A 20,164-nucleotide genomic window follows, 5' to 3' on the forward strand; every position below is an offset into this window, starting at 1 on the left:
TTTCTCCAGGAGGGATATTTATGAGGGTGTTGCACTACGTAAATGAAGGGACGTTGTCGTGGAGCCGCCCTTGGATTCAATTAATCCAGAGTCTACAAAATAAAAATGTAGATAATGTTGTTGCTTGTCCTTTGGAAGGACAATTGTCATCCTTATTTACTGAAGCAGGGATTATTGTTTTTACATACAAACCCCGTATCTCTTGGGCTCCCTTTCTCTGCAAAGGTTTTGAAGAATGTCTAAAAAAGATACAGCCAGATATTATTCATACACGACTTTTTTCTGCAGCAGTTATAGGAGGATATTGGGGGGAAAAATATAATATTCCTGTTGTTGCCACAATAGATTCAAGGCCTAAAAAGAAGTATTTTCGTTATATAGATAAAACTATTGCGGTCTCTTCTTATATTAAACAACAAGCGATAGCAAGCGGGATGCAGAAAGAACACATTGATGTTATTCCTAATGCAGTAGAGGTGAAGTATTATGAAAAACCAGCTACTTTTGACTTTGGAATAGTTAGAGATCGTTATGGAATAAGAAAAGAAGACGCTATTATCATTGCTGCAGGGCGTTTTGTTGGTTGGAAGGGGTTTGATGTTCTCATTGAAGCCTTTAAGAAAATTAGCAGTGAAAATAGTAGAAATGTATGGTTATTATTGGCTGGTTGTGGTGAGGAAGAAGATAAATTAAAATTATTGGCCGATAACCATCCTCGTATTATTTTTTTAGGTTTTGTTAATGATATTCGTCCCTTTTTGTGGGCTTCCAACCTTTATGTTTTGCCCTCGCGACTACCGGAACCCTTTGGTCTCTCTTTGTTAGAAGCTATGGCATCAGGGTTGTTATGTGTTGCTACAAGTAACGGGGGACCGAATGATATTATCAATCATGATTATGATGGTTGGCTTGTTCCTCCCGATGATTGTGAAAATCTTGCCAACACCTTGAATCAAGTTTTGCTTTCTTCTGAAGTTCGAAAAAAAGAGGTAGAAAAGCGTGCTATTCAAAAAGCGGCTACTTTTGATGTGGAACAAATTTCTTTGTTGTGTATTGATTATTATCAGTCTTTATTAATGGGAGAGAAATATGCGCATTGAGGCATCTCGTGTTTCACGAGTATTAGTTATTGGACTTTCCTGCATAGGGGACATGCTCTTTGCTACGGCGGCTCTTAGAAACTTGCGTCATTTTTTACCTGATGCCAGTTTCACTTTATGGGCCCCACCTCGTATTATAGGAATGTTTGAAGAAGATCCTATGTGGAATAGTGTAGAATTGTATGATCGTAGAAAAGATTTTTCTGGTTTCAATGGTCGTTTAAAGGCCGTACAAAAAATGAGAGGCGGTAAATTTGACCTTGTTGTCGATTTGAGAGCAACGCTCATGCCTTTAGTTAGCGGAGCTCTGTACTCTCCTCTGTTTGCAGTAAACGAATTTTTCTTCCCCAAGAAAATTCATGAGGTGGAGAAATGGCTTTATTTTTTTTCATCTTTGGGTGTTCCATTGTTATATCGTAATATGCGACTCCATATCTCTTCTTTTCAAAAAAATAATGTTACGACATTTTTGAAAGAAAAATTGAAAGGGAATCCTTTTTTTGTTCTTAATCCAGGGGCCGATTCCGCTAAAAGATGGCCATGGGGACATTATGCTAATCTGGGGGAAAAACTTGTCGAACGTTACAATGCCTATATTGGTGTAATAGGTTATAGCGATCAAGAACAAAAAATAGCTGCTTCTGTGCTTGAAGCTGTTGGCGAAAAGGGGATAGATTTATCAAAAAAGCTGGCATTAAGCACTTTGGGGGCGTGGCTTTCATGTGCTAATTTGGTTGTTTCAAATGATACAGGACCGCTCCATATGGCTGCTGCTCTTTCAGTTCCTGTGGTTGGCATCTATGGGCCATCTCTACCACAGATAAATGGTCCGTGGGGGACAATACATCGAGTTGTTATTCCGCCTGTTTCATGTGCTCCTTGTATCCAAGGGAAAAAATGTAAGCAAGGCGTAGGAAGTTGCCTTTCTAGATTACCTGTTGATACTGTAATGAACGCATGCGATGATGTCTTGTCAGAGAGCCAGCGGGATTCAGAAAAATGAGAGAATTAAACTTAGCGGGGCGAATGCTTGTTATAGCTTATAGCTCTTTTGGTGATGTTATCTCTAAATTTGGTGCAGTCAGAGAGTTAAAAAGGAAAAATCCGCATCTCTATATTACATGGCTTGTTTGTTCCCCCTACAGGGAGCTAGTAGCATCTCAACCTTTCGTAGACGAAATTATTGTTTGGGATCGTTCCCAAGGAAATATTGGCTTTGCTAAGTTGTTACTAGAGATAAGGAGATGTAAGTTCGATATTGTTTTGGATTTACAGCGTTCTGACAGAGCTTTGGTCATGACCCTTTTCTCAAGAGCTTCTCAAAGGATAGGTTGGCACGCCTGGTTCCCATATGTTCATAATTTTTTTGTTCAAGATGCCCTTGCCTTTTTGGGGATAGATACAAACGTTCTTGAAAAACCAAGAATCTTTGTGCCAGAAGAAGCAAAAAAACGGGTTAAATTGCTTTTGAGTTCTCCTGATCTCCCCTTAATCTTGTGTATTATTGGGGCAAGTAAACCTGAAAAATGCTGGCCAGTGGCGAACTGGATTGAATTTTTGAATCTACTTACTGACTTAAATGTTATTCCCTTTCTTATAGGCCATGGAGAATTAGAAGAAGACTGGGGACAGACAATATGTTCATCCACAACAAACAAACGTGTTAAAAATTTAATAGGAAAATTATCATTTTTAGAAATGGGCGCTGCGTGCTCTGTTGCTGCTGTCGCTTTAGGTGGAGATACTGGTCCTTTGCATTTAGCAGAAGCTATAGGAACTTCTACTATAGGTCTCTTCGGTCCCACTGATCCTTGGGATGCGGGATATAAAGATATAGTCTTTATTACAGTTAATTGTCCTCATCTGGGATGCCAGAATTGGGATTGCACATCTCCTTGTATGAAAACATTAAACCCCCTAGAGATTTTTGATGTTGCGCGCGAGATTATTCACAAAAGAGCTTAAAACAAAGGAGCGTTGTCATGGTTGCAGATCGCATGATTGAGTATGGCTTTTTATGGTCTTTATTTTGGTCTCCATGGGGGCCTGTTCCGCGATATTTTGGCTGGTTAGTTGCATTGGTTGGCTTTGCAATAAAAATTGTGCGAAAAGAGCCGATTCCTCCTGTGTTTGAAAAAACAGTATCTTATGTATGTATAGGATTATTGTTATGGGGAGGGGTTGGAACGTGGATTGCGAAACATGACCTTAACGCATGGGGGCGAGGATTCTCTATGCTTGTGGAGTTTCTTTTCGCTTGTTGGCTCGCTGCTTATGTTTTGAAAAAAGAAAAAAACATAACACGTTGGGTACGCATTTGGTACGCAACGATTATTCTTACTCTAGCTTATTCTTTTTATGAAATACTCCAATCCCCGTTAGGCGAAGGTCTTTTCTCAAATATTAATTCTCTTGGAATTTATATTTGCATCATTTTCCCCTTTGCACTTTTATATCCCGGAAGTAATAATTTCGCAAAAATGATGCCAATAAAACGAGTTGGTTATGTTCTCGTTGCCCTTTTAGTGTTTTTAAGCTTAGTTATGAGTTTTACCACCGCAGCATGGGGATCATGCAGTATTGCCTTATTATTACTCCTCTATTTTGATCGGCGTGTCAGGAAAGTAACGGGGCTTTTCTTCTTAATGTTTATACTTATTGCTTCCGTTGGCTATATTTCAGGAAATTCAACTTTTCATCAAGTCTCAAATCGTTTTCTTCGGGAAATTAAGCAAATAACAAGTTTTAATGATATGAGTATGTTAACAACAAAAAGGTCGGATATTTGGAAAGTTTCCTACTATATGATAAAAGAAAAACCCCTTTCTGGTTGGGGGTGGGGAAAATTTCATGAAGAATTTGATGCGATACGAAGAAAATGTGTTCCCCAAAATCGAATAAAAATTGCTGATGCACATAATATGTACTTCAATCTTGCCATATATGGTGGAATTCCAACACTTTTAGGAGTACTGTTTTTATTTCTAACGGCCTTAAAAAATATGTTTTATAGGTTTAGACAGTCTGGCGATAAGTGGCGTTGGCTTTTTCTTGTCTGTTGGGTTACCATAATATTAATCCTTATATACAGTATTGCAGGTGATGTCTTTTCTTTCAGATATAAGGCAGCTGTTTTATTTTGGTCTGTGCTTGGCTTTGGCTTGCAACGCAGGGATCGTATATTTAGGGCTTAAGCCCTATTCCCATAAAATGAATTTCACGATAGCATAGTCAGCGAAATTACTGAGTCCTTTGACAATTTGACTTGGTTCATCACAGTGCTTCGTTCATCCGTGAGTATCTCAGAAGGCAGGAAAGGAGGTGCCGACGACCCCCGGCCATAAAGAGGGAGCGGATGTTGAAGGCGGAGAAAACACATTTTAGATAAAAGACAAAAGAAGGAAACGAGGAAACTTCTATCAATGTCTTTCTCGAAAGTGTGTAATCCCGCAAAAATACAAAAAGACAACCAAGGGGGTTGCACTAATATGAAAAAAATGCTTGCACTTGTAGCAGTAGTAGCATTGGTTGCATTTGCCGCACCGGCATTTGCCGCTAATCCTTTCATGGATGTACCTATGAATCACTGGGCCTATGATGCAGTAGGTCAGCTTGCCGCTCGTGGCGTAGTTTCCGGTTATCCTGATGGTTCCTACAAAGGAAACCAGCCCATGACCCGTTATGAAATGGCTTCTCTCGTAGCCCGTGCACTGGCTGTTGTTGATATGAACAAAGCCAGCAAACAGGATGTTGAGATGCTTAAGAAACTCGTTGTTGAGTTTAAAGACGAACTTGACGCTCTTGGCGTAAAGGTTGACAAACTTGACAGCAGAGTAGCTGTTCTTGAAGAGAACCTTGGCGGCTGGAAATTATGGGGCGAGTTCCGTTTCGATGCAAAGTTTGCCGATGAAAAAGGTGGACTTTACACTGATAACGAAGATGTAGATTTTGATCTTAACCGTTATCGTATCTGGATGAGCAAGAAAGTTGACGATAAAGTGACTTTCATCGCTCGTTTGGGTAAAGGTGAAGGTACAAACGTTGCATGGCAGCGTTACTACATTGATGTAAAAATGCCTTGGGATGTAAATATGTGGGCAGGTCTTTGGCTCTTCGATTGGGAAGGCGACGATGGACTCTATACTGATAACGATGCTCGTTTCACCGATCGTTCCCTCCAGGGTTTCTACTTCGCCAAACCTTTCAGCATGGGTGAGTTCGCTCTCTATGCTGCTCGTAAAGACACAAATACAACAGTAACAGGCTTTGATACTTTGGTGCAGTTTGATGATGATGGTAATATCATAGACGAGATGGACAACGTTGCAGGTATTCAGCTTGCTGCTGATGAGTATTATGAGTATGCAGGCCGTGTGAAATTCAACTTCAACGAGAATTTCTGGATGTCTGGAAACTACATCAAACGTGACTATGAAGTAAGCGAAGATGAGTCCGTATGGTGGGCAGCTATGGGCGTACATTTCAATCCTGAGTGGGCCTTTAAAGGTGCTTACTACAAAGAGGATCTTGGTAATGTAACTGGAGAAGATAAACCAGGTGCATGGCAGGCTATCCTTGATGTTGATCAGGAAGCTCTTGGATTTACATCTGTTTGGATTGAGTACATGGATTTCGACGAGAATTTCAAAGCTTGGACAGATGGTCCTTGGGATGACTACGGAACAGTTACAGGCAAAGCTCTCGGAAATTATGACAATGTTCTGTTTGTACGTTTGAATCAGAAATGGAACGATAAGTGGAGCACATTCCAGCGTTATTTGAGCGGAAGCGCTCGTGGAACAGGTGTTCTTGTTGATGACACCACTAACTGGACATTTGGCGTGAAGTATTACTACACACCAGCTCTTTCCTTTGAGCTTGCTTATGATAAGATTGAAAATAGCATGACAGTTAATGGTCTCGACGATAACGTAGTCAGACTTCGTACTCGCGTAACATTCTAGTTTTAAACAAATTACGGTACTAATTAAATGTCTGTAAAAGGGCTCCCCTTAAAGGGGAGCCCTTTTTTCGTCTCCTTTTTCAGTGTATAATGATTGCCAATTTGAGTGAAACTGAGGAGGGGCTTTTTTTGAAGTTAAAAAAACAGTATATATGCACTGTCCTTTTAATTTTAACATTAGGGGTGGTTTCGTCAGGTTTTGCTAGTGATAAAATTTTGAGTCGTTGGTCTAAAACAAATCATTACGAGAATGATTTGGGAAATGAGTTGTGGATAACCGCTACGTATTATGCTTCAGAATATGTAGAGGCTTTGGTCCAGAGTGAAGCCGAAAAAAATTTATGGACAGCAGATGAAGCAGAGCAATATAAATATCAGTTGTTAAAAACTTTAAATTTGACGGAGTATATCCCCATCTTTATAGGTATTGATAATAGAGGTCCTTCTATGCATATGGCTCCTTTTAGTGACCATATAACATTGTGGGTGGGCAAGAAAAAATTACAGCCAGTTGATTATGATAAAAGATTCAACTTCAAGCTTCAGGGTAAGCGCGATGGATTTATTTATTTCCCGAGATATGATGAAAAGGGAAAGCCTGTACTCCAGGGTGTTAAGTCGATACGCCTTGCTATTAATGGAAATGTCAGTCCTATAACTATGGGGAAAACTATAGATTATATTTGGGATGTAGTTGATGATAATCCTGAAAAACTCTACACAGGTAAGGCAGCTGCTCGATTAGAGCTTGATCGGCTTATTAAGCGACTTGAGAAGCTGAATGATCAGAAGAAAGAGCTTGAGGGAAAATTAGCTGAAGTAGAAAGTGAGTTGCAACAGGTACAAAAGCGAGTGGAAGAGTTGCAACGACAGTAGTTTTTATGTGACAATACAAGGACGGCTTTGCCGTCCTTTTTTTATTTTTTGCGTATTTTTTAGAGGAGGAAGAGAAGACGTGAAAAGGGTTGCAGTGCTTACCAGCGGAGGAGACGCTCCTGGAATGAACGCGGCTATTCGGGCAGTGGTGCGAACAGCCATTTATCATCGTCTTGAGGCTATTGGTGTAATGCGAGGTTTTGAGGGGCTCATTGATGGCGAATTTGCTCCTCTGAACAGGTCTTCTGTGGGAGGAATTATCCATAGAGGTGGAACTATTCTTAAAACGGCTCGTAGTGAACGTTTCAAAACGGAGGATGGTCTCAATAGGGCGCTCTACCAACTTAAGAATTCGGGAATTGACGGTCTTGTTGTTATCGGAGGCGATGGATCTTTTCGCGGCGCACAAAATCTTCATTTGAAAGGTTTTCCCGTAATAGGTGTACCGGGAACCATTGATAATGATGTTGCAGGAACGGATGAAACAATAGGTTTCGATACAGCTGTCAATACGGCCCTTGAAGCTGTGAAGAAGCTCCGTGATACAGCGAGTAGTCACGATCGGCTCTTTATTGTGGAAGTCATGGGGCGTGAAGCGGGCTTTATCGCTCTTGAAGTTGCTGTTGCTAGCGGTGCCGAATATGTAGTTGTACCGGAACTTTCATTTAGTCTCGGTCGCCTTTGCGATAAACTTCACGATACGCGGTCTCGCGGTAAAACACATTCACTTATTATTGTTGCAGAAGGGGCTATGTCTGCGGCGGATCTTAAAAATAAACTTCAGGATACGGCTGGGTATGACGCGCGAATAACTGTTTTGGGATATATTCAGCGGGGGGGGAGTCCAACTTCCTTTGATGCGATTCTTGCTTCTCGTATGGGCTCCTTTGCAGTTGAATCTTTACTTGAAGGGCATAAAGGAATGATGATAGGTACGGTGGCTCATCAAATGACTCTGTCGCCCCTATCCGCTTCATGGCAAACTAGAAAAATACTGAGTCCAGAGAAATTGGAACTTGTTGAAAAGTTGAGTATATAACGATGATCGAAATTAAAGAACTTTGTTCTCTTGTTGCCTCAGACAGGGCAGCAAGACGAGTCTCTCTCCTTTGTGCGCCAGAACTTTGGAGTCGGGCTCTTGATCTTTTAGTGGCTTCTTCTTCCCTTGCTATTGTTACGGGCTTCTATGTCCCCTCAGCTGACGCCCCTGAGACAGATGGTCCTTCAGGGGCTGTCGTTTTAGGACGCGCTCTTGCACGTTCTAAACGTAATGTCACCCTTTTTACTGATCCGTTATGTTACCCTGTGGTGAAGGCTGCGAGTCAGGCTATCAATGGGCCAGACATAGTAGCAGTGTCGACATCTGAAGAAATATTGACATCAGATTTCTTTGATGCTTTCGTGTATATTGAACGATTAGGTAAAAATTCTTCAGGTTGTTATCATAATATGCGGGGCAAGGATATTTCACAGTGGACTGCACCTTTAGATGATGCTGTTACGCATGCTTTAAAAAATAAAGTATCAGTACTTGCAGTGGGAGATGGGGGTAACGAGGCCGGAATGGGGGTTTTCTTCCCTGAACTTTCACGATTGTTGCCTGAATTTAAAGATTCCCTATCAATTGTTTCAGCAGATGTAACATTGCCAGTTGATGTGTCGAGTTGGGGAGGATACGCCTTGGCAGCATTACTTTCTCTTTATGAATCTCAATGGCTAGGTCAAACTTCCGAAGAAGAAGAAAAGCTTCTAGCCGCACTTTATGAGGCGGGGGCTGTTGACGGTGTAACAAAAAAGAGGGAGCTTTCCATAGATAGCTTCCCTCTTGATGTGCATATTCGGATTGTTGAGTCATTGTATAACTGGTGGAGAAAGTCTATGAATTTGAAAGAAGAAAGGGCTTCAGGCGTTTTTCAATAAGAGGAGCAAGAAGTAATGCAAGAAGTGCCCCTATTCCTGTTTGTGTAATGTCAGTTGCAAATTCTACCGGTGCTGCCTGAACTCCATAGAGTAATGTAGCCATACTCGTATAGCCGATAATCATAACAATAGCTCCTACTGTTATGGCTAGTATTTTGTTTTTTTCGCGTAATTTACCAGTTATAAAACCTTCAGTGCCTTTAATTATGAGAGTGAAGGGGGCCCATAAAGGGTAACCTAGAATGAGATCAGCGAGAGATGCTCCGATACCTCCGCATAAGGCACCATATCGTGGCCCGAAAATAAGAGCAATAGTGTAGATCACTCCTTCTCCCATGTTAAAATAGAGGCGAAATCCAGGCATGGGAATACTTATAAGAGTAGCAACTGTAACTATTGAGGCCATAACAGCTCCGAGAGCGACGCGAAATGCCTGAGTGTTTTTTTTCATCATACGATCAGCTCCGTCCTAGTGGGAATGTATAGATATAGTACTATGATTCTAAGTCTGGTTTTAGAGCCAGTTTGACAATGATTGCAGCATTTCTGGACCTGAATAAATCTTTTTTATTTTAAAAGCTTGTCATATTCGAGGGGCGATGGGTATAATGTCTAGGAACGGGAGAGTATTCCTCCTTTTAGTGGTTTCATGTATTGTGCTTCTTCTTGGTTTTTCCTGTTGGGCAGTAAAACACAATCGACGGGCAACAGATTCTTCCTTCCAGCTTGAAAACATAGTGCTTTGCGACGAAGTAGACGAAAAACTGCGACCTCTTCATACAGGGACTCAGTTTATGGCGGGGGTTCGCCAGTTGTGTTTATGTTTTGACTATAGCCTTGATAGCAAAAGAAGCGATATTCGAATTAAGTGGTATTATGGAGATCATTTGATCTATTCTGAAGTTCTTCTGCTTTCTCCAGGTAAGGGATCGAAAGTGTTTTGCCTTTTACGGGAAGATGGTTCTCCGTTACCCATAGGCATGTATGATGTGCAAGTTTGTTATGAAGGAACCGTGTATTCCAACCTGAATTTCGAAATTTCCAATTCAATAAAAGGTGAATAGCTCTAATTTAAAAAGTAAAGAAGGGATGTATGTGCAGTTTTTCCTTGATACAGCCAACCTTGATGAGTTAAGACAGGCTGCAGCGTGGGGAGTTATTTCAGGAGTGACAACAAATCCTTCTCTTATAGCGAGAGAGGGGAACGTAGAGTTTCAAGAGTTAATTAAAACCATTACAGGTATTATAAATGGTCCAGTGAGTGCCGAGGTTATTGCGATTGATACAGATGGAATGATTAATGAAGGTCGTCAGCTCGCCTCTATTTCCCCGAATATAGTAGTAAAAATCCCTATGACACAAGAGGGGATGGGGGCGGTAAGAGTTCTTTCCCATGATAATATTCCTACAAATGTAACTCTTGTCTTCTCTCCTCAACAAGCGCTTTTAGCTGCTGCCGCCGGAGCGAGTTACGTGAGTCCTTTTGTGGGCCGTCTTGATGATATTGGCGAAGATGGTAGCGGTCTTGTGCAAGATATAGCTGATTTATTCCATATTCATTGTATAGAAACAAAGATAATAGCGGCCAGCGTCCGTCATCCTGCCCATGTTTCTGAGGTAGCGATGGCTGGTGCACATATTGCAACGGTGCCTTTTAAAGTGATGAAACAGATGTTTTATCATCCCTTGACTGAAAAAGGCCTGCAGCAATTTATTTCAGATTGGGAGGGGTATCGTAAAAGCCATGACAGATAATCAGAATTCGGAAAATAACATGATAGATAAACCCATTAATACAGAAAATGAAGTACCCGAGGTCAATGAGACCGAAGAAGAGGCAGAGGTTGAGGTGGCTGAGGTGAAATCTGTACCTAGACCACGATATAATTACGCGAAACTCTCATCTCAGCTCATAACAGAACTTAGAAAAATTGCAAAAGATATTGGTGTAACCGGATTTTCCTCTCTCCGTAAAGATGACCTCATCATTGCTATTCTTACTACGCAAGCTGAGCAACTTAATTACCGTTTTGGTGGAGGAACCCTTGAAATATTGAATGAAGGGTATGGTTTTTTAAGGCCTAAAGGACTCTTGCCAAGCGATCATGACATCTATGTTTCAGCTTCTCAGATTCGTCGTTTCGGTTTGCGTAATGGAGATGTTGTTTGGGGAATGGTAAGACCTCCCAAGGAACAGGAGCATTATGAGGCCCTCTTACGGGTGGAAATGGTAAATTTTGCAGACCCTGAAGCAGCACGCAGACGTCCTCATTTTGGCGCATTGACACCAATATTCCCCGATTCAAGATTAACGTTAGAAACAGACCCCAAAGAAATATCAACTCGATTGATAGATCTTTTTGCCCCTGTGGGAAAAGGGCAACGTGCTCTTTTAGTTTCTCCCCCGAAAGCAGGCAAAACAACGGTATTAAAGAAAATTGCGAATGCCGTAACAGTTAATCACCCTGACATAATACTTATGGTTTTGCTGATAGACGAACGCCCAGAAGAGGTTACAGATATGGCTCGTTCAGTAGATGGTGAAATAATAGCGTCTACATTTGATCGTCCTGCCGAAGAACATTTACGAGTAGCAAATCTTACTTTAGAAAAGGCGAAGAGACTCGTTGAAACGGGGAAAGATGTCGTATTGCTTCTCGATTCCATTACTAGACTCGCACGTGCTTCCAACCTTGTTGTTCCGCCATCTGGTCGTACCTTGTCAGGCGGTATGGATCCAGCAGCACTTTATTTCCCTAAGCGATTTTTCGGAGCCGCGCGTAATATAGAAGAAGGCGGAAGTCTCACTATTATTGGTACGGCCTTAGTTGATACAGGCAGTCGTATGGATGACGTAATATATGAAGAGTTTAAAGGAACAGGAAATATGGAACTTCATCTTTCAAGAAAACTTTCCGAACAGCGTATATTCCCAGCTGTGGATATTACAAAGTCTGGAACACGAAGAGAAGAATTGCTTATGCCTGAGGAAGACTTGAGCCGTATCTGGTTATTACGACGAAGAATGGTTAATGTTGATGAAGCTGGAGCTCTATCTTTAATTATAGATAAATTGAAGAAATCGCCAACGAATAAAGATTTCCTGTTGACCATTAAGATGGCGTAGTATAGAGTAGTGGGAGTGTTTAAGGAGGGACGAGTATGAAGGATTCTCCAGCCCAAGGTACCCATTCTAAATCAGGCCGTATGGGCTTTATGATAGTAATGCTTCTTATGTTCAGTACGGCTATCTTTCTTACTGTTTGTGCAAGTAATCGTTCCGCAGGAGTGGCCTGGGGAAATCTTCAAGGTAGTGATGATTCAGAAGAAGGGCGAGTTCCAGCTGGTTTTGTTGTTATTGATATGTCTGGAGCAGTTGCAAATGAAACGGATGTAAATAGCGAAACTTTAGGAATAGGTCCCCTTCCTGAGGGAGAAGCTCTTTCTAGCGCAGAGGATTCTGTCCTTATGGCAGAAGGAGAGAGTTCCGATGCTACTGATGACGTTGATCCCAATGTAGATTATGTATCTGCGAAAGCTGCTGAAAATGCAGAAAGTAGTGGCGGTGATGTCGTTCTTTCCGAAGTGAAGACGGAGTGGGAAGAATATACTGTAAAAACAGGGGAAACACTTATTGACATTGCCTCTCGTTATAACGTAACTGCAGAGGATATTGCTCGTGCTAACGAATTAAAAAACCCTAATCGTTTAATGGAAAACCAAAAACTCCTCATTCCTCATTCTGTGGATAAAGTAGAGGTGGTTTTGGAGGAAGTAAAAGCACGAAAGGCAAAGCTAGCAGAAAAAAGAAATAGAGTAAAGCCTCTTGAAATAAAAAAATATACTGTTGTTAACGGCGATAGTTTGTGGTCTATTTCTAACACATTTAACCTTGAAATAGACACACTTTTTGGAAGTAATGATTTAAGAGACCCCAATGTTTTGAAACCGGGAAAAGAGTTGCGAATTCCTAACCAAGATGGAATTTTCTACACGGTAAAAAAGGGAGATACATTGGCTACTATCGTTAAAAAATTCCAAATCTCCATGGAAAAGACCAAAGAAATAAATGAATCTCGAGTAGATCTAAGTGTTTTAAAAGTAGGAGAAGAACTATTCCTTCCTGAAGCTCGCCCAGAGGTTTCAGTATTGAATGCTTCTGGTAGGGGCTCTTCATCTGGAAGTTCTTCGTATTCGAGGTCTTTTAGGTGGCCTGTTGTAGGGCGTATTAACAGTCCTTTTGGCTGGCGTCGTCATCCAATTACTCGACGTAAAAGTTTCCATACGGGTATTGATATAAAGGCTTCTCGTGGTTATCGTATTCGCGCTGCAAAAGATGGCAGAGTCGTGTATTCTGGTTGGATGGGTGGATACGGGCGAGTTGTTGTTTTAAGCCATGGAGGAAGTTATTCTACTTTATATGCTCACTGTTCCAAGTTGGCTGTAAGAAAAGGACAGCGAGTTAATCAGGGACAAGTTATTGCTTATGTTGGTGCTACCGGTCGTGCAACTGGACCTCATCTTCATTTTGAAGTGCGTAAAAATAACAGTCCTATTAATCCCTTAAAGGTGCTTCGATAGGCTTCGGGCCCCATGACAAGGGAACTTCGATTGGTTAAACTGGACCAGGGATTTGTAGCGGCCCTGGTCCATCTTTTTTGATATTTTATTTCCTAGGTGGAGGATTAATCCATGACAAAGTTTATTTTTGTAACAGGCGGCGTGGTTTCTTCTCTTGGAAAGGGTATCACTGCCGCATCCTTAGGTGTGTTGTTGAAGAAACGGGGATTTAGAGTCTCTATTATTAAACTTGACCCATACTTGAATGTCGATGCTGGCACAATGAATCCTTTTCAACATGGAGAGGTTTTTGTAACAGACGATGGAGCGGAAACGGATCTTGATCTTGGACATTACGAGCGTTTCATTGATGAATCTCTTTCAGCGAACAACAATGTAACGACAGGAAAAATTTACTCTGCAGTCATATCTAAAGAACGACATGGTTGTTACCTTGGCGGGACTGTGCAAGTTATCCCCCATATTACCAATGAGATTCAGGAGTGCATCCTCAGAGCTGCAGATGATAATGATATTGTTATCGCAGAGATAGGTGGAACAGTTGGGGATATAGAGGGGCAGCCCTTCCTTGAAGCTATTCGCCAGATGGCGACTCGAGTAGGGCGTGAAAATGTGCTTTACTGTCATGTCACTCTTGTCCCATACTTGGAAGCTGCGCGGGAACTCAAAACAAAGCCAACCCAGCATAGCGTTCAGGAGTTGAGGCGAATCGGTATTCTTCCCGATATAATTGTATGCCGTTCACATTATCCTATATGTGACGAGATGAAAGAAAAGATCGCGCTCTTCTGCAATGTACCTGAAGAGGCAGTTATTGAGGCTCTTGATGAACCAACGATCTATAAAGTGCCATTAAGTCTTCATGCGCAAAAATTTGATAGGTTGGTTATGAAACTGCTTTCCGTCACAAGCCCGTTAGAGCCTGAACTGGACGATTGGGAACATGTAGTAAAAAGTTTCTGTCATCCTGATGGTGAAGTTGAAGTCGCCATGGTTGGTAAGTATATTAATCACAAAGATGCATATCTTAGCGTTGTTGAAGCGCTAAACCATGCAGGTGTTCAAAATGACGTTCGAGTGAGAATTCGATCTGTTGAAGCGGAAGAGATTGAGGAGCACGGTGCAGAAAAAGTTTTATCAGGAGTTCATGGTGTTCTTGTACCTGGTGGATTTGGAGCAAGGGGTATAGAGGGTAAAATAGAGGCAGCGCGTTATGCCCGTGAAAAAAGGATTCCTTATTTAGGCCTTTGTCTCGGTATGCAGGTTGCAGTTATTGATTTTGCTCGGCACGTATGTGATCTTAAGGGCGCTAATAGTGCTGAAATAGATGAAGCAGCAGAACATCCGGTGATACATCTTATGGATGAGCAACGCGATATTGACGATTTAGGCGGAACAATGCGCCTTGGCGCTTATCCGTGCACTCTCATGGAAGGAACGCATTCTTCCGCTGCTTATGGTGATCAAGTTGTTAATGAACGGCATCGTCATCGTTACGAATTTAATAACGCATATCGCGAAACTATGGAAAATGCGGGCCTTAAAATTGCAGGTATTTATAAAGAGAAAAATCTTGTTGAAATTGTAGAAATTCCAGAGCATCCGTGGTTTGTAGGGGTTCAGTTCCACCCTGAGTTCCGTTCGCGACCTGTTAAACCCCATCCTCTCTTTGTAGGGTTTATACGTGCGGCGGTGGATCTTTCTGAAGAGTAGAAAAACGGCTACTGATAGTTAAAGGAGGGACCCATAGAATGAAGAAAATGCTGAAATTGTTCGTGACAGTAATGATTTTAACAGCCCTGTGTTTAGGTGTTTCAAATACTGCTTTGTTTGCTCAGAGTGACGAAGGAACGTCGACTTTTCAAACATTGAACCATGTAGAGGATATACTATACGGTAGAATTAAGACTGGTGGTTTAATAGAGCGGCTGAGTAATATTGAGAAAGATCTTTTTGGCCGGGAACTTCCTGGAAGTATTGCTGAACGACAGACGGCTATTCTAGACTTTTTGGAAAAGGGAACATCTGGGCAACCTTCCATGCTTTTTAAATTAGGAGTTGCTGAATGGGCGATTAATCAACGGGTAGATGCGTATAACCCTGTTAACCGACGTGTTGATGCGCTGGAAACGGTCCTTGAGGGGACAGCAAAACCTGACAAACCTATAGCCATGAGATTAGAACGTATATTAGGACTAATTCTTTCAGATGCGGTCCAGTGGCAAGATTCGGAGATTCCGGCAGGGCAGGTCTTTAAGGTGAAATTTAAAAATACTCTTTCCCCTTCAACCGCTAAAAAGGGTGATAGTGTGGATCTTGAACTTTCGGAAGATTTAGTTTCAGGAAATACTCTTTTGGCACCCGCTGGTTGTCGAGTTGTGGCTCATATCGATAGTGTGACGAAACCGCGTAGTTTTGGTCGTCCCGCAGAAGTTAATGTAGGAGTTGACCAATTGTTGCCTTTGGGGCCTGAAGTTATTCCGGTAACTATAGGAGAACAAGCTAAAAAAGCTTCAAAGGCTGAGTCTTCTCAAATTGCAGCTGCTGGTACAAGCTTTATTGGGGCTATCCTTTTCGGCCCGGTAGGTCTGGCTGGTGGCTTTTTGGTGAGGGGAGATGCGAAAGAGATACCGGCAGGAACTGAACTTTTCATAGAAACAGCACAGGCTGTTCGTATCTCAGCGTATCCAGTGCCGGCAGGATTGCAGGGGATGGTTCGTTCAAATGAAATATCTGGCGAACCTGAATCTGGTGGTGTAGCTCCTGTCGATGAGCCTAACACGACAGAAGCTACAAGTAACGAAACAAATAACACATTAACTCCTATAGATTAACCCGTGTGTAAGAGTGTTTTTGAGTAGTGAAGGAGTGAAGAATTTTATGAAATTCGTTAAGAAAAAAATAGCAGCTGTAGTTCTCGTTTTAGTTTTATCTTTGTCAGGCGTAGCCTATGCAGTAAATCTTGGAGACCTTATTGGTGTTGTAGGCGGCGGTTTTTTGGTCTCTCAGATAGCGGGCCCTCTTAATGATTTTATTAACAAAATTACCTTTAATAAAGGTGCCAAGGTTGAGGGGCATACGAAAGTTGTTCCTATTGTTTCTTTAGGTTCCGGAACGCGTATAGGTGCTGCTCAGGTTGCAGGGCCACGTGGTGAAGCTATAGAAAAAACAAAGGCAGTAGCGCAGCTTGAAGTTACGTTCAGAGATCGTCTGCGTGTCAAGATTTTGATACCAGTTGACTCGGAAAATCCAATAAAACAGTTTAGGCGAGTTCAAGGTGTGGGAGTTTCTGCCATAATTGACTTTAAACTGTAATAAAGGAGGCTCGCGACAGCCCTATGAAACAGAGACATGTTGTGCTTATTCTGATCCTCATCTTAGGGACTTTTGTTGCCTCGCCATTGTGGGGCATGGAAGCGTTGGCGCGAGCGACAGATATTTTAGAAAAATGGACTTCCTTTCATTGGGGGCGAGATTGCCTCGTCTGGTTGGTACATTATCCTGAAGAATTAATAGAGCCCTGGGTCGATGCGGAATCGACCCGGGCTGCTATGTCTTCCCAAGAAAAGGAAGCCTATAAGAAAGCTTTCGTTGATCAGCTTCGTATTGAAGAAACGGAATCTTTTCTTGTAACTGTCTATTCTTTTGGCGTTAAACCTCTTTTGCTTCATCCCTTCTCAGAAGCAATTTCCATGCTTTTGCCAGATGGAACGCGAATTCAGCCCCTTTCCTATGAACTAAAATTTGATGAACCGATAAACGGGGTTGTGCAGGGACTTGTTTTTTTCCCTCGTCAAAACGTACCGGTTTTTTCAATAGCAATGAAAGGAATGGGCATTTCTGACGAGTCTATATTTGAATTTGCAGCTGCGAAAGAGAATGATAGAAATACTGAAACTGTTGCTGTTGCAGAACAGAGTAAGAAGAAAGAGCGGGTTGTTATTGAACTTCCACCTCTAAAGGAAGGATCAAAAGAAGAAAAGAAAGAAAAAGAAGAGCAAAAAACTGAAAAGGTTGTAAAGGCTGAAATTGAAAAAATTGAGGAGCCTTTTGTCCCTGTTGTTCCTCCGGTAAAAATAGATCTTTCAGGATATGAACCATTAACAAAAGAAGAAGAGGAGAAAATTGATACTTCAAGTGTCGATACTAAGAGTTTGAAGGAATCTGCATTAGAGAAGAGCAGTGAATTAGGTGCGGATAAAGAGAAGGTACTTGAAGAATTTTTGGCACATTGGCAAAAGGGCAATGTTGAAGAGATGTATGATTTATTATCAACTGATGCAAAAAAAATGTGGAATATTGGATCTTTTAAAAAAGACGTAGAGAGTAAAAATATGCGCGTGCCTCTTAGTGGTGGGTACAGTGTCGAATGGAATGGAGAACAGGCACGTATAACTTCTGTTCAAAAGTTGCTTTTTGTTCGGACTTTACGAAAAATGACAATTTCAATGGTAGGAGAAAAAGATGGTTGGCGAGTTCAGTGGTAAAAAGAGATTTTTAGTATTCATTTTGATTATATGTGGCAGTATTGCCTTCTATCTATGGTCTGCTTGGAAGGATCTTCATCTTGATCCTAATTCTATAAAAAAAGTCGTTAAAGAGGGGCCGACTGTAGTTGTGGAAAGCCTTTCTATGGAGAAAGAGATATCTGGGGGGGTATGGCATATTCATGCCGAAAGAACTGTTCGGAAATCAGGTAATATTTCTGCAGAATCTTTGACGATGCAGGGAAACACGGCTGATGGTAACAAATGGAACGTAACGGCTCCTTCTGGAAATTTTGATGAAAAAACATCTGATGGCATATTGTATAAACCAAGTGGTACTACGACAGGGAAAGATTTTACTGTGACGTGGAATGCTCCAGAGGTCTTATGGAAGAGTACAAGTGCAGAGTGGATTTTTCCTAAGGGGATATGGGCGGAACATACCCGTGGTACTTTAACAGGGTCATATGCCCGTGTTACTGAAGATGGTACATTTTATGTCGAGAAAGGGGCTAGTCTGACGTGGAAAGAATAGGCCGTAACTGTTTCACCGCTCTGGTATGCATGTTAACCATAATAGTATCTAGCCATACACCTAGTTGGGCTTCTCAGCCTTCTGAGGTCTTTCTGGAAGCAGATCTTGTTACATACAATGAAAAGGGGACTATTGCTACAGCAGAAGGAAGCGCAAACCTTCGATACGGTACCATTCGGATTTATGCCGATTATATTCACTTTGATGTAGAATCTCAGGAAGCGTACGCTACGGCATTGCCTGAAAAAAACGTTACTATTCTTTCTGGCGGAAACAAGCTTTATGGGGAACGACTTTTATATCACCTTCCTACGGAAGAAGGCGTTCTTGATGGCGCAAGCGGACAAGCACCAGCAGGAATAGGGCAGCTTTATATAAAGGGGAAAAAACTTGATTTTGCTCCTGCAGAGAGTGCTGCTAAAAAAGGCTGGATCAGCAAGAAGACCGCAGCACGTTTTAAAGAGAAGGTTACCATAGGGAAATGGAGCGAAACTTCTTTAACGACGTGTCCTCAGGAGAATCCTCATTACAGAGTGGTCACGAATAAATTAACCATTATCCCAGGGAAAAGTATTGTCGCAAAAAAACCCAAAGTATATATAGGTGGGTCATACCTTTTTACATATCCTTTTGATTACGTTGTTCGTTTAAATAAAAAGAAATCTTTCCTTGACTCAGAATTGATGCCAGCTATTGTTCATGATTCTGATAAAGGTGTGGGATTTGGGTATAGTGGGCCTATAGTTTGGGATGATGGAGAAGCTCGAATAGGTCTTACAGCTTGGACTAAAAAAAATATGGAATGGACTCTTGCTCTCTCTCAGAGTTTGCAGAATTTAGGGCTATCTGGAGTTTCTCTCTTTGCTAATGTGGAGTATTCTTGGGAGGAAACGACAGATCAGCAGGCATATCGTCCTTTATGGGGAGTAAAAGGAAGCTGGAATGGATGGACAGCCAAGTTATGGTGGTCTCAGAGAGAAAGTTTGAACATAGAAAAGGGCGGCGGAGAGATTTATAAGAATCTTTTATACCGAGAACCTGAATTCCATTTTTATAGTCCCTATTGGCCTCTTATGTCTTGGATGAACACGAAATGGCGTATTGCCGGTACTGCTGGGAAATATGAAGAACGACGAGCTAAAACTACCTATACGACAGATCGTTTGGGTTTGGGGCTGATGGTATCTGGTGTTGCCGATCCTGCGCCTATTCGTCCATTCTGGAGTTCCAGTTATTGGCATTATCGATATGATGGCGGAGATGATGAACAGAAAATTTTGTGGCTATCGGCAGGCGCGGGATATAAAGTGGGACCTCTTGATGCAAGAACTGCGTATCGCCGACGTTGGGTTTCGGGGCATTCGCCCATGCTATGGGATAGATATGGCAATTTGGAAGAACTCTACCAGCAGTTTGCTTTCCCCGTGGGGAAAGATGTGTCTCTGGCTGTTCGCGGTGCCTACAATATACGCACTTCAGACTGGTTTGAACGGGCATATATTTTGTCTTACGATACAAGCGATTGCTTGAAATGGCAGCTTGTCTACCGAGATGATTTAAGTCGCGAGAACGACGATTGGATAAGTATGAAGCTTGTTATTAATGCGTTCCCCGACAAACCTTTGGCCTTTGGAGATAAAAAATTATCGAGCCCATTCCCTTTTTAGGCAGTGGATATACTACATTACATCTTTCAACGAAA

General features: G+C 41.8%; 19 protein-coding genes. 18 read left to right on the plus strand and 1 reads right to left on the minus strand.

Features of this window, described 5'->3' with window-relative positions; translation table 11 throughout:
- Positions 1-20: 20 nt before the first annotated feature.
- The 8 genes from RBH88_RS02400 (at position 21) to RBH88_RS02435 (ending at position 8,859) form a co-directional block, all read left to right on the plus strand.
- A complete protein-coding gene (locus RBH88_RS02400; RefSeq protein WP_307879826.1) occupies positions 21-1,100 on the plus strand; it encodes a glycosyltransferase family 4 protein in 1,080 nt (359 codons plus the stop codon).
- Positions 1,090-2,103 carry a glycosyltransferase family 9 protein gene (locus RBH88_RS02405; RefSeq protein WP_213695456.1) on the plus strand — a complete coding sequence of 338 codons (1,014 nt, stop codon included), beginning with the start codon at positions 1,090-1,092 and terminating at the stop codon, positions 2,101-2,103. The genes RBH88_RS02400 and RBH88_RS02405 overlap by 11 nt, the downstream gene beginning before the upstream one ends.
- On the plus strand, positions 2,100-3,065 hold the full coding sequence (locus tag RBH88_RS02410) for a glycosyltransferase family 9 protein (protein ID WP_307879827.1): 966 nt from the start codon (positions 2,100-2,102) through the stop codon (positions 3,063-3,065). Before RBH88_RS02405 ends, RBH88_RS02410 begins: the two co-directional genes overlap by 4 nt.
- 17 nt (positions 3,066-3,082) lie before the next feature.
- Positions 3,083-4,294 (plus strand): O-antigen ligase, encoded by a 1,212-nt coding sequence (locus RBH88_RS02415; RefSeq protein WP_307879828.1) that lies wholly within the window; start codon positions 3,083-3,085, stop codon positions 4,292-4,294.
- Between the two features lie 294 nt (positions 4,295-4,588).
- Complete coding sequence (locus RBH88_RS02420) at positions 4,589-6,064, plus strand: S-layer homology domain-containing protein (RefSeq protein WP_307879829.1); 1,476 nt, start codon at positions 4,589-4,591, stop codon at positions 6,062-6,064.
- 128 nt (positions 6,065-6,192) lie between these two features.
- Positions 6,193-6,939 carry a hypothetical protein gene (locus RBH88_RS02425; RefSeq protein ID WP_307879830.1) on the plus strand — a complete coding sequence of 249 codons (747 nt, stop codon included), beginning with the start codon at positions 6,193-6,195 and terminating at the stop codon, positions 6,937-6,939.
- A gap of 79 nt (positions 6,940-7,018) precedes the next feature.
- Positions 7,019-7,978, plus strand: coding sequence for a 6-phosphofructokinase (pfkA, locus tag RBH88_RS02430; RefSeq protein ID WP_307879831.1), 960 nt, complete (start codon positions 7,019-7,021; stop codon positions 7,976-7,978).
- A 2-nt stretch (positions 7,979-7,980) separates the two neighbouring features.
- Positions 7,981-8,859: a DUF4392 domain-containing protein gene (locus tag RBH88_RS02435; RefSeq protein ID WP_213695408.1), complete on the plus strand. Its 879-nt coding sequence runs from the start codon at positions 7,981-7,983 to the stop codon at positions 8,857-8,859.
- Here RBH88_RS02435 and RBH88_RS02440 read toward each other — a convergent pair.
- Positions 8,816-9,313 (minus strand): ECF transporter S component, encoded by a 498-nt coding sequence (locus tag RBH88_RS02440; RefSeq protein WP_307879832.1) that lies wholly within the window; start codon positions 9,311-9,313, stop codon positions 8,816-8,818. The two genes, RBH88_RS02435 and RBH88_RS02440, sit on opposite strands and share 44 nt — an antisense overlap.
- Before the next feature lie 154 nt (positions 9,314-9,467).
- Here RBH88_RS02440 and RBH88_RS02445 point away from each other — a divergent pair, with 154 nt between their 5' ends.
- The 10 genes from RBH88_RS02445 to RBH88_RS02490 all read left to right on the plus strand — a co-directional run bounded on the left by RBH88_RS02445 (position 9,468) and on the right by RBH88_RS02490 (position 20,129).
- The gene (locus RBH88_RS02445; protein ID WP_213695407.1) at positions 9,468-9,923 is read left to right on the plus strand and encodes a hypothetical protein; all 456 of its coding nucleotides are present in this window, start codon (positions 9,468-9,470) and stop codon (positions 9,921-9,923) included.
- A gap of 31 nt (positions 9,924-9,954) precedes the next feature.
- Positions 9,955-10,614, plus strand: a complete 660-nt coding sequence (fsa, locus tag RBH88_RS02450) for a fructose-6-phosphate aldolase (protein ID WP_213695406.1) — start codon at positions 9,955-9,957, stop codon at positions 10,612-10,614.
- Positions 10,604-11,986, plus strand: coding sequence for a transcription termination factor Rho (gene rho / locus RBH88_RS02455; RefSeq protein ID WP_374047594.1), 1,383 nt, complete (start codon positions 10,604-10,606; stop codon positions 11,984-11,986). The genes fsa and rho overlap by 11 nt, the downstream gene beginning before the upstream one ends.
- A gap of 35 nt (positions 11,987-12,021) precedes the next feature.
- Positions 12,022-13,440 (plus strand): LysM peptidoglycan-binding domain-containing protein, encoded by a 1,419-nt coding sequence (locus RBH88_RS02460; RefSeq protein ID WP_213699646.1) that lies wholly within the window; start codon positions 12,022-12,024, stop codon positions 13,438-13,440.
- A gap of 111 nt (positions 13,441-13,551) precedes the next feature.
- Positions 13,552-15,153 (plus strand): CTP synthase, encoded by a 1,602-nt coding sequence (locus RBH88_RS02465; RefSeq protein WP_213691965.1) that lies wholly within the window; start codon positions 13,552-13,554, stop codon positions 15,151-15,153.
- Positions 15,154-15,191: 38 nt separating this feature from the next.
- Positions 15,192-16,274 carry a hypothetical protein gene (locus RBH88_RS02470; RefSeq protein ID WP_307879833.1) on the plus strand — a complete coding sequence of 361 codons (1,083 nt, stop codon included), beginning with the start codon at positions 15,192-15,194 and terminating at the stop codon, positions 16,272-16,274.
- A gap of 46 nt (positions 16,275-16,320) precedes the next feature.
- Positions 16,321-16,755 (plus strand): hypothetical protein, encoded by a 435-nt coding sequence (locus tag RBH88_RS02475; RefSeq protein ID WP_213691963.1) that lies wholly within the window; start codon positions 16,321-16,323, stop codon positions 16,753-16,755.
- Between the two features lie 23 nt (positions 16,756-16,778).
- Entirely contained in the window at positions 16,779-17,927 is a 1,149-nt protein-coding gene (locus RBH88_RS02480) for a hypothetical protein (protein ID WP_307879834.1), read from the plus strand.
- Positions 17,905-18,462: a hypothetical protein gene (locus tag RBH88_RS02485; protein ID WP_213695402.1), complete on the plus strand. Its 558-nt coding sequence runs from the start codon at positions 17,905-17,907 to the stop codon at positions 18,460-18,462. Before RBH88_RS02480 ends, RBH88_RS02485 begins: the two co-directional genes overlap by 23 nt.
- The gene (locus RBH88_RS02490) at positions 18,450-20,129 is read left to right on the plus strand and encodes a hypothetical protein (protein WP_213695401.1); all 1,680 of its coding nucleotides are present in this window, start codon (positions 18,450-18,452) and stop codon (positions 20,127-20,129) included. The genes RBH88_RS02485 and RBH88_RS02490 overlap by 13 nt, the downstream gene beginning before the upstream one ends.
- The last annotated feature ends 35 nt before the right edge of the window (positions 20,130-20,164 follow it).

The organism is Aminobacterium sp. MB27-C1, from assembly GCF_030908405.1.
Taxonomy (GTDB): domain Bacteria; phylum Synergistota; class Synergistia; order Synergistales; family Aminobacteriaceae; genus Aminobacterium.

What these genes read in the sequence shown, in the direction of transcription:
- RBH88_RS02405 (WP_213695456.1), top strand. Translation starts at nt 1,090, where the DNA reads ATGCGCATTGAGGCATCTCGTGTTTCACGAGTATTAGTTATTGGACTT.
- RBH88_RS02445 (WP_213695407.1), top strand. Translation starts at nt 9,468, where the DNA reads ATGTCTAGGAACGGGAGAGTATTCCTCCTTTTAGTGGTTTCATGTATT.
- RBH88_RS02475 (WP_213691963.1), top strand. Translation starts at nt 16,321, where the DNA reads ATGAAATTCGTTAAGAAAAAAATAGCAGCTGTAGTTCTCGTTTTAGTT.
- RBH88_RS02480 (WP_307879834.1), top strand. Translation starts at nt 16,779, where the DNA reads ATGAAACAGAGACATGTTGTGCTTATTCTGATCCTCATCTTAGGGACT.
- RBH88_RS02470 (WP_307879833.1), top strand. Translation starts at nt 15,192, where the DNA reads ATGAAGAAAATGCTGAAATTGTTCGTGACAGTAATGATTTTAACAGCC.
- rho (WP_374047594.1), top strand. Translation starts at nt 10,604, where the DNA reads ATGACAGATAATCAGAATTCGGAAAATAACATGATAGATAAACCCATT.
- RBH88_RS02415 (WP_307879828.1), top strand. Translation starts at nt 3,083, where the DNA reads ATGGTTGCAGATCGCATGATTGAGTATGGCTTTTTATGGTCTTTATTT.
- RBH88_RS02420 (WP_307879829.1), top strand. Translation starts at nt 4,589, where the DNA reads ATGAAAAAAATGCTTGCACTTGTAGCAGTAGTAGCATTGGTTGCATTT.
- RBH88_RS02400 (WP_307879826.1), top strand. Translation starts at nt 21, where the DNA reads ATGAGGGTGTTGCACTACGTAAATGAAGGGACGTTGTCGTGGAGCCGC.
- RBH88_RS02465 (WP_213691965.1), top strand. Translation starts at nt 13,552, where the DNA reads ATGACAAAGTTTATTTTTGTAACAGGCGGCGTGGTTTCTTCTCTTGGA.
- RBH88_RS02460 (WP_213699646.1), top strand. Translation starts at nt 12,022, where the DNA reads ATGAAGGATTCTCCAGCCCAAGGTACCCATTCTAAATCAGGCCGTATG.
- RBH88_RS02440 (WP_307879832.1), bottom strand. Translation starts at nt 9,313, where the DNA reads ATGATGAAAAAAAACACTCAGGCATTTCGCGTCGCTCTCGGAGCTGTT.
- RBH88_RS02485 (WP_213695402.1), top strand. Translation starts at nt 17,905, where the DNA reads ATGGTTGGCGAGTTCAGTGGTAAAAAGAGATTTTTAGTATTCATTTTG.
- RBH88_RS02410 (WP_307879827.1), top strand. Translation starts at nt 2,100, where the DNA reads ATGAGAGAATTAAACTTAGCGGGGCGAATGCTTGTTATAGCTTATAGC.
- RBH88_RS02435 (WP_213695408.1), top strand. Translation starts at nt 7,981, where the DNA reads ATGATCGAAATTAAAGAACTTTGTTCTCTTGTTGCCTCAGACAGGGCA.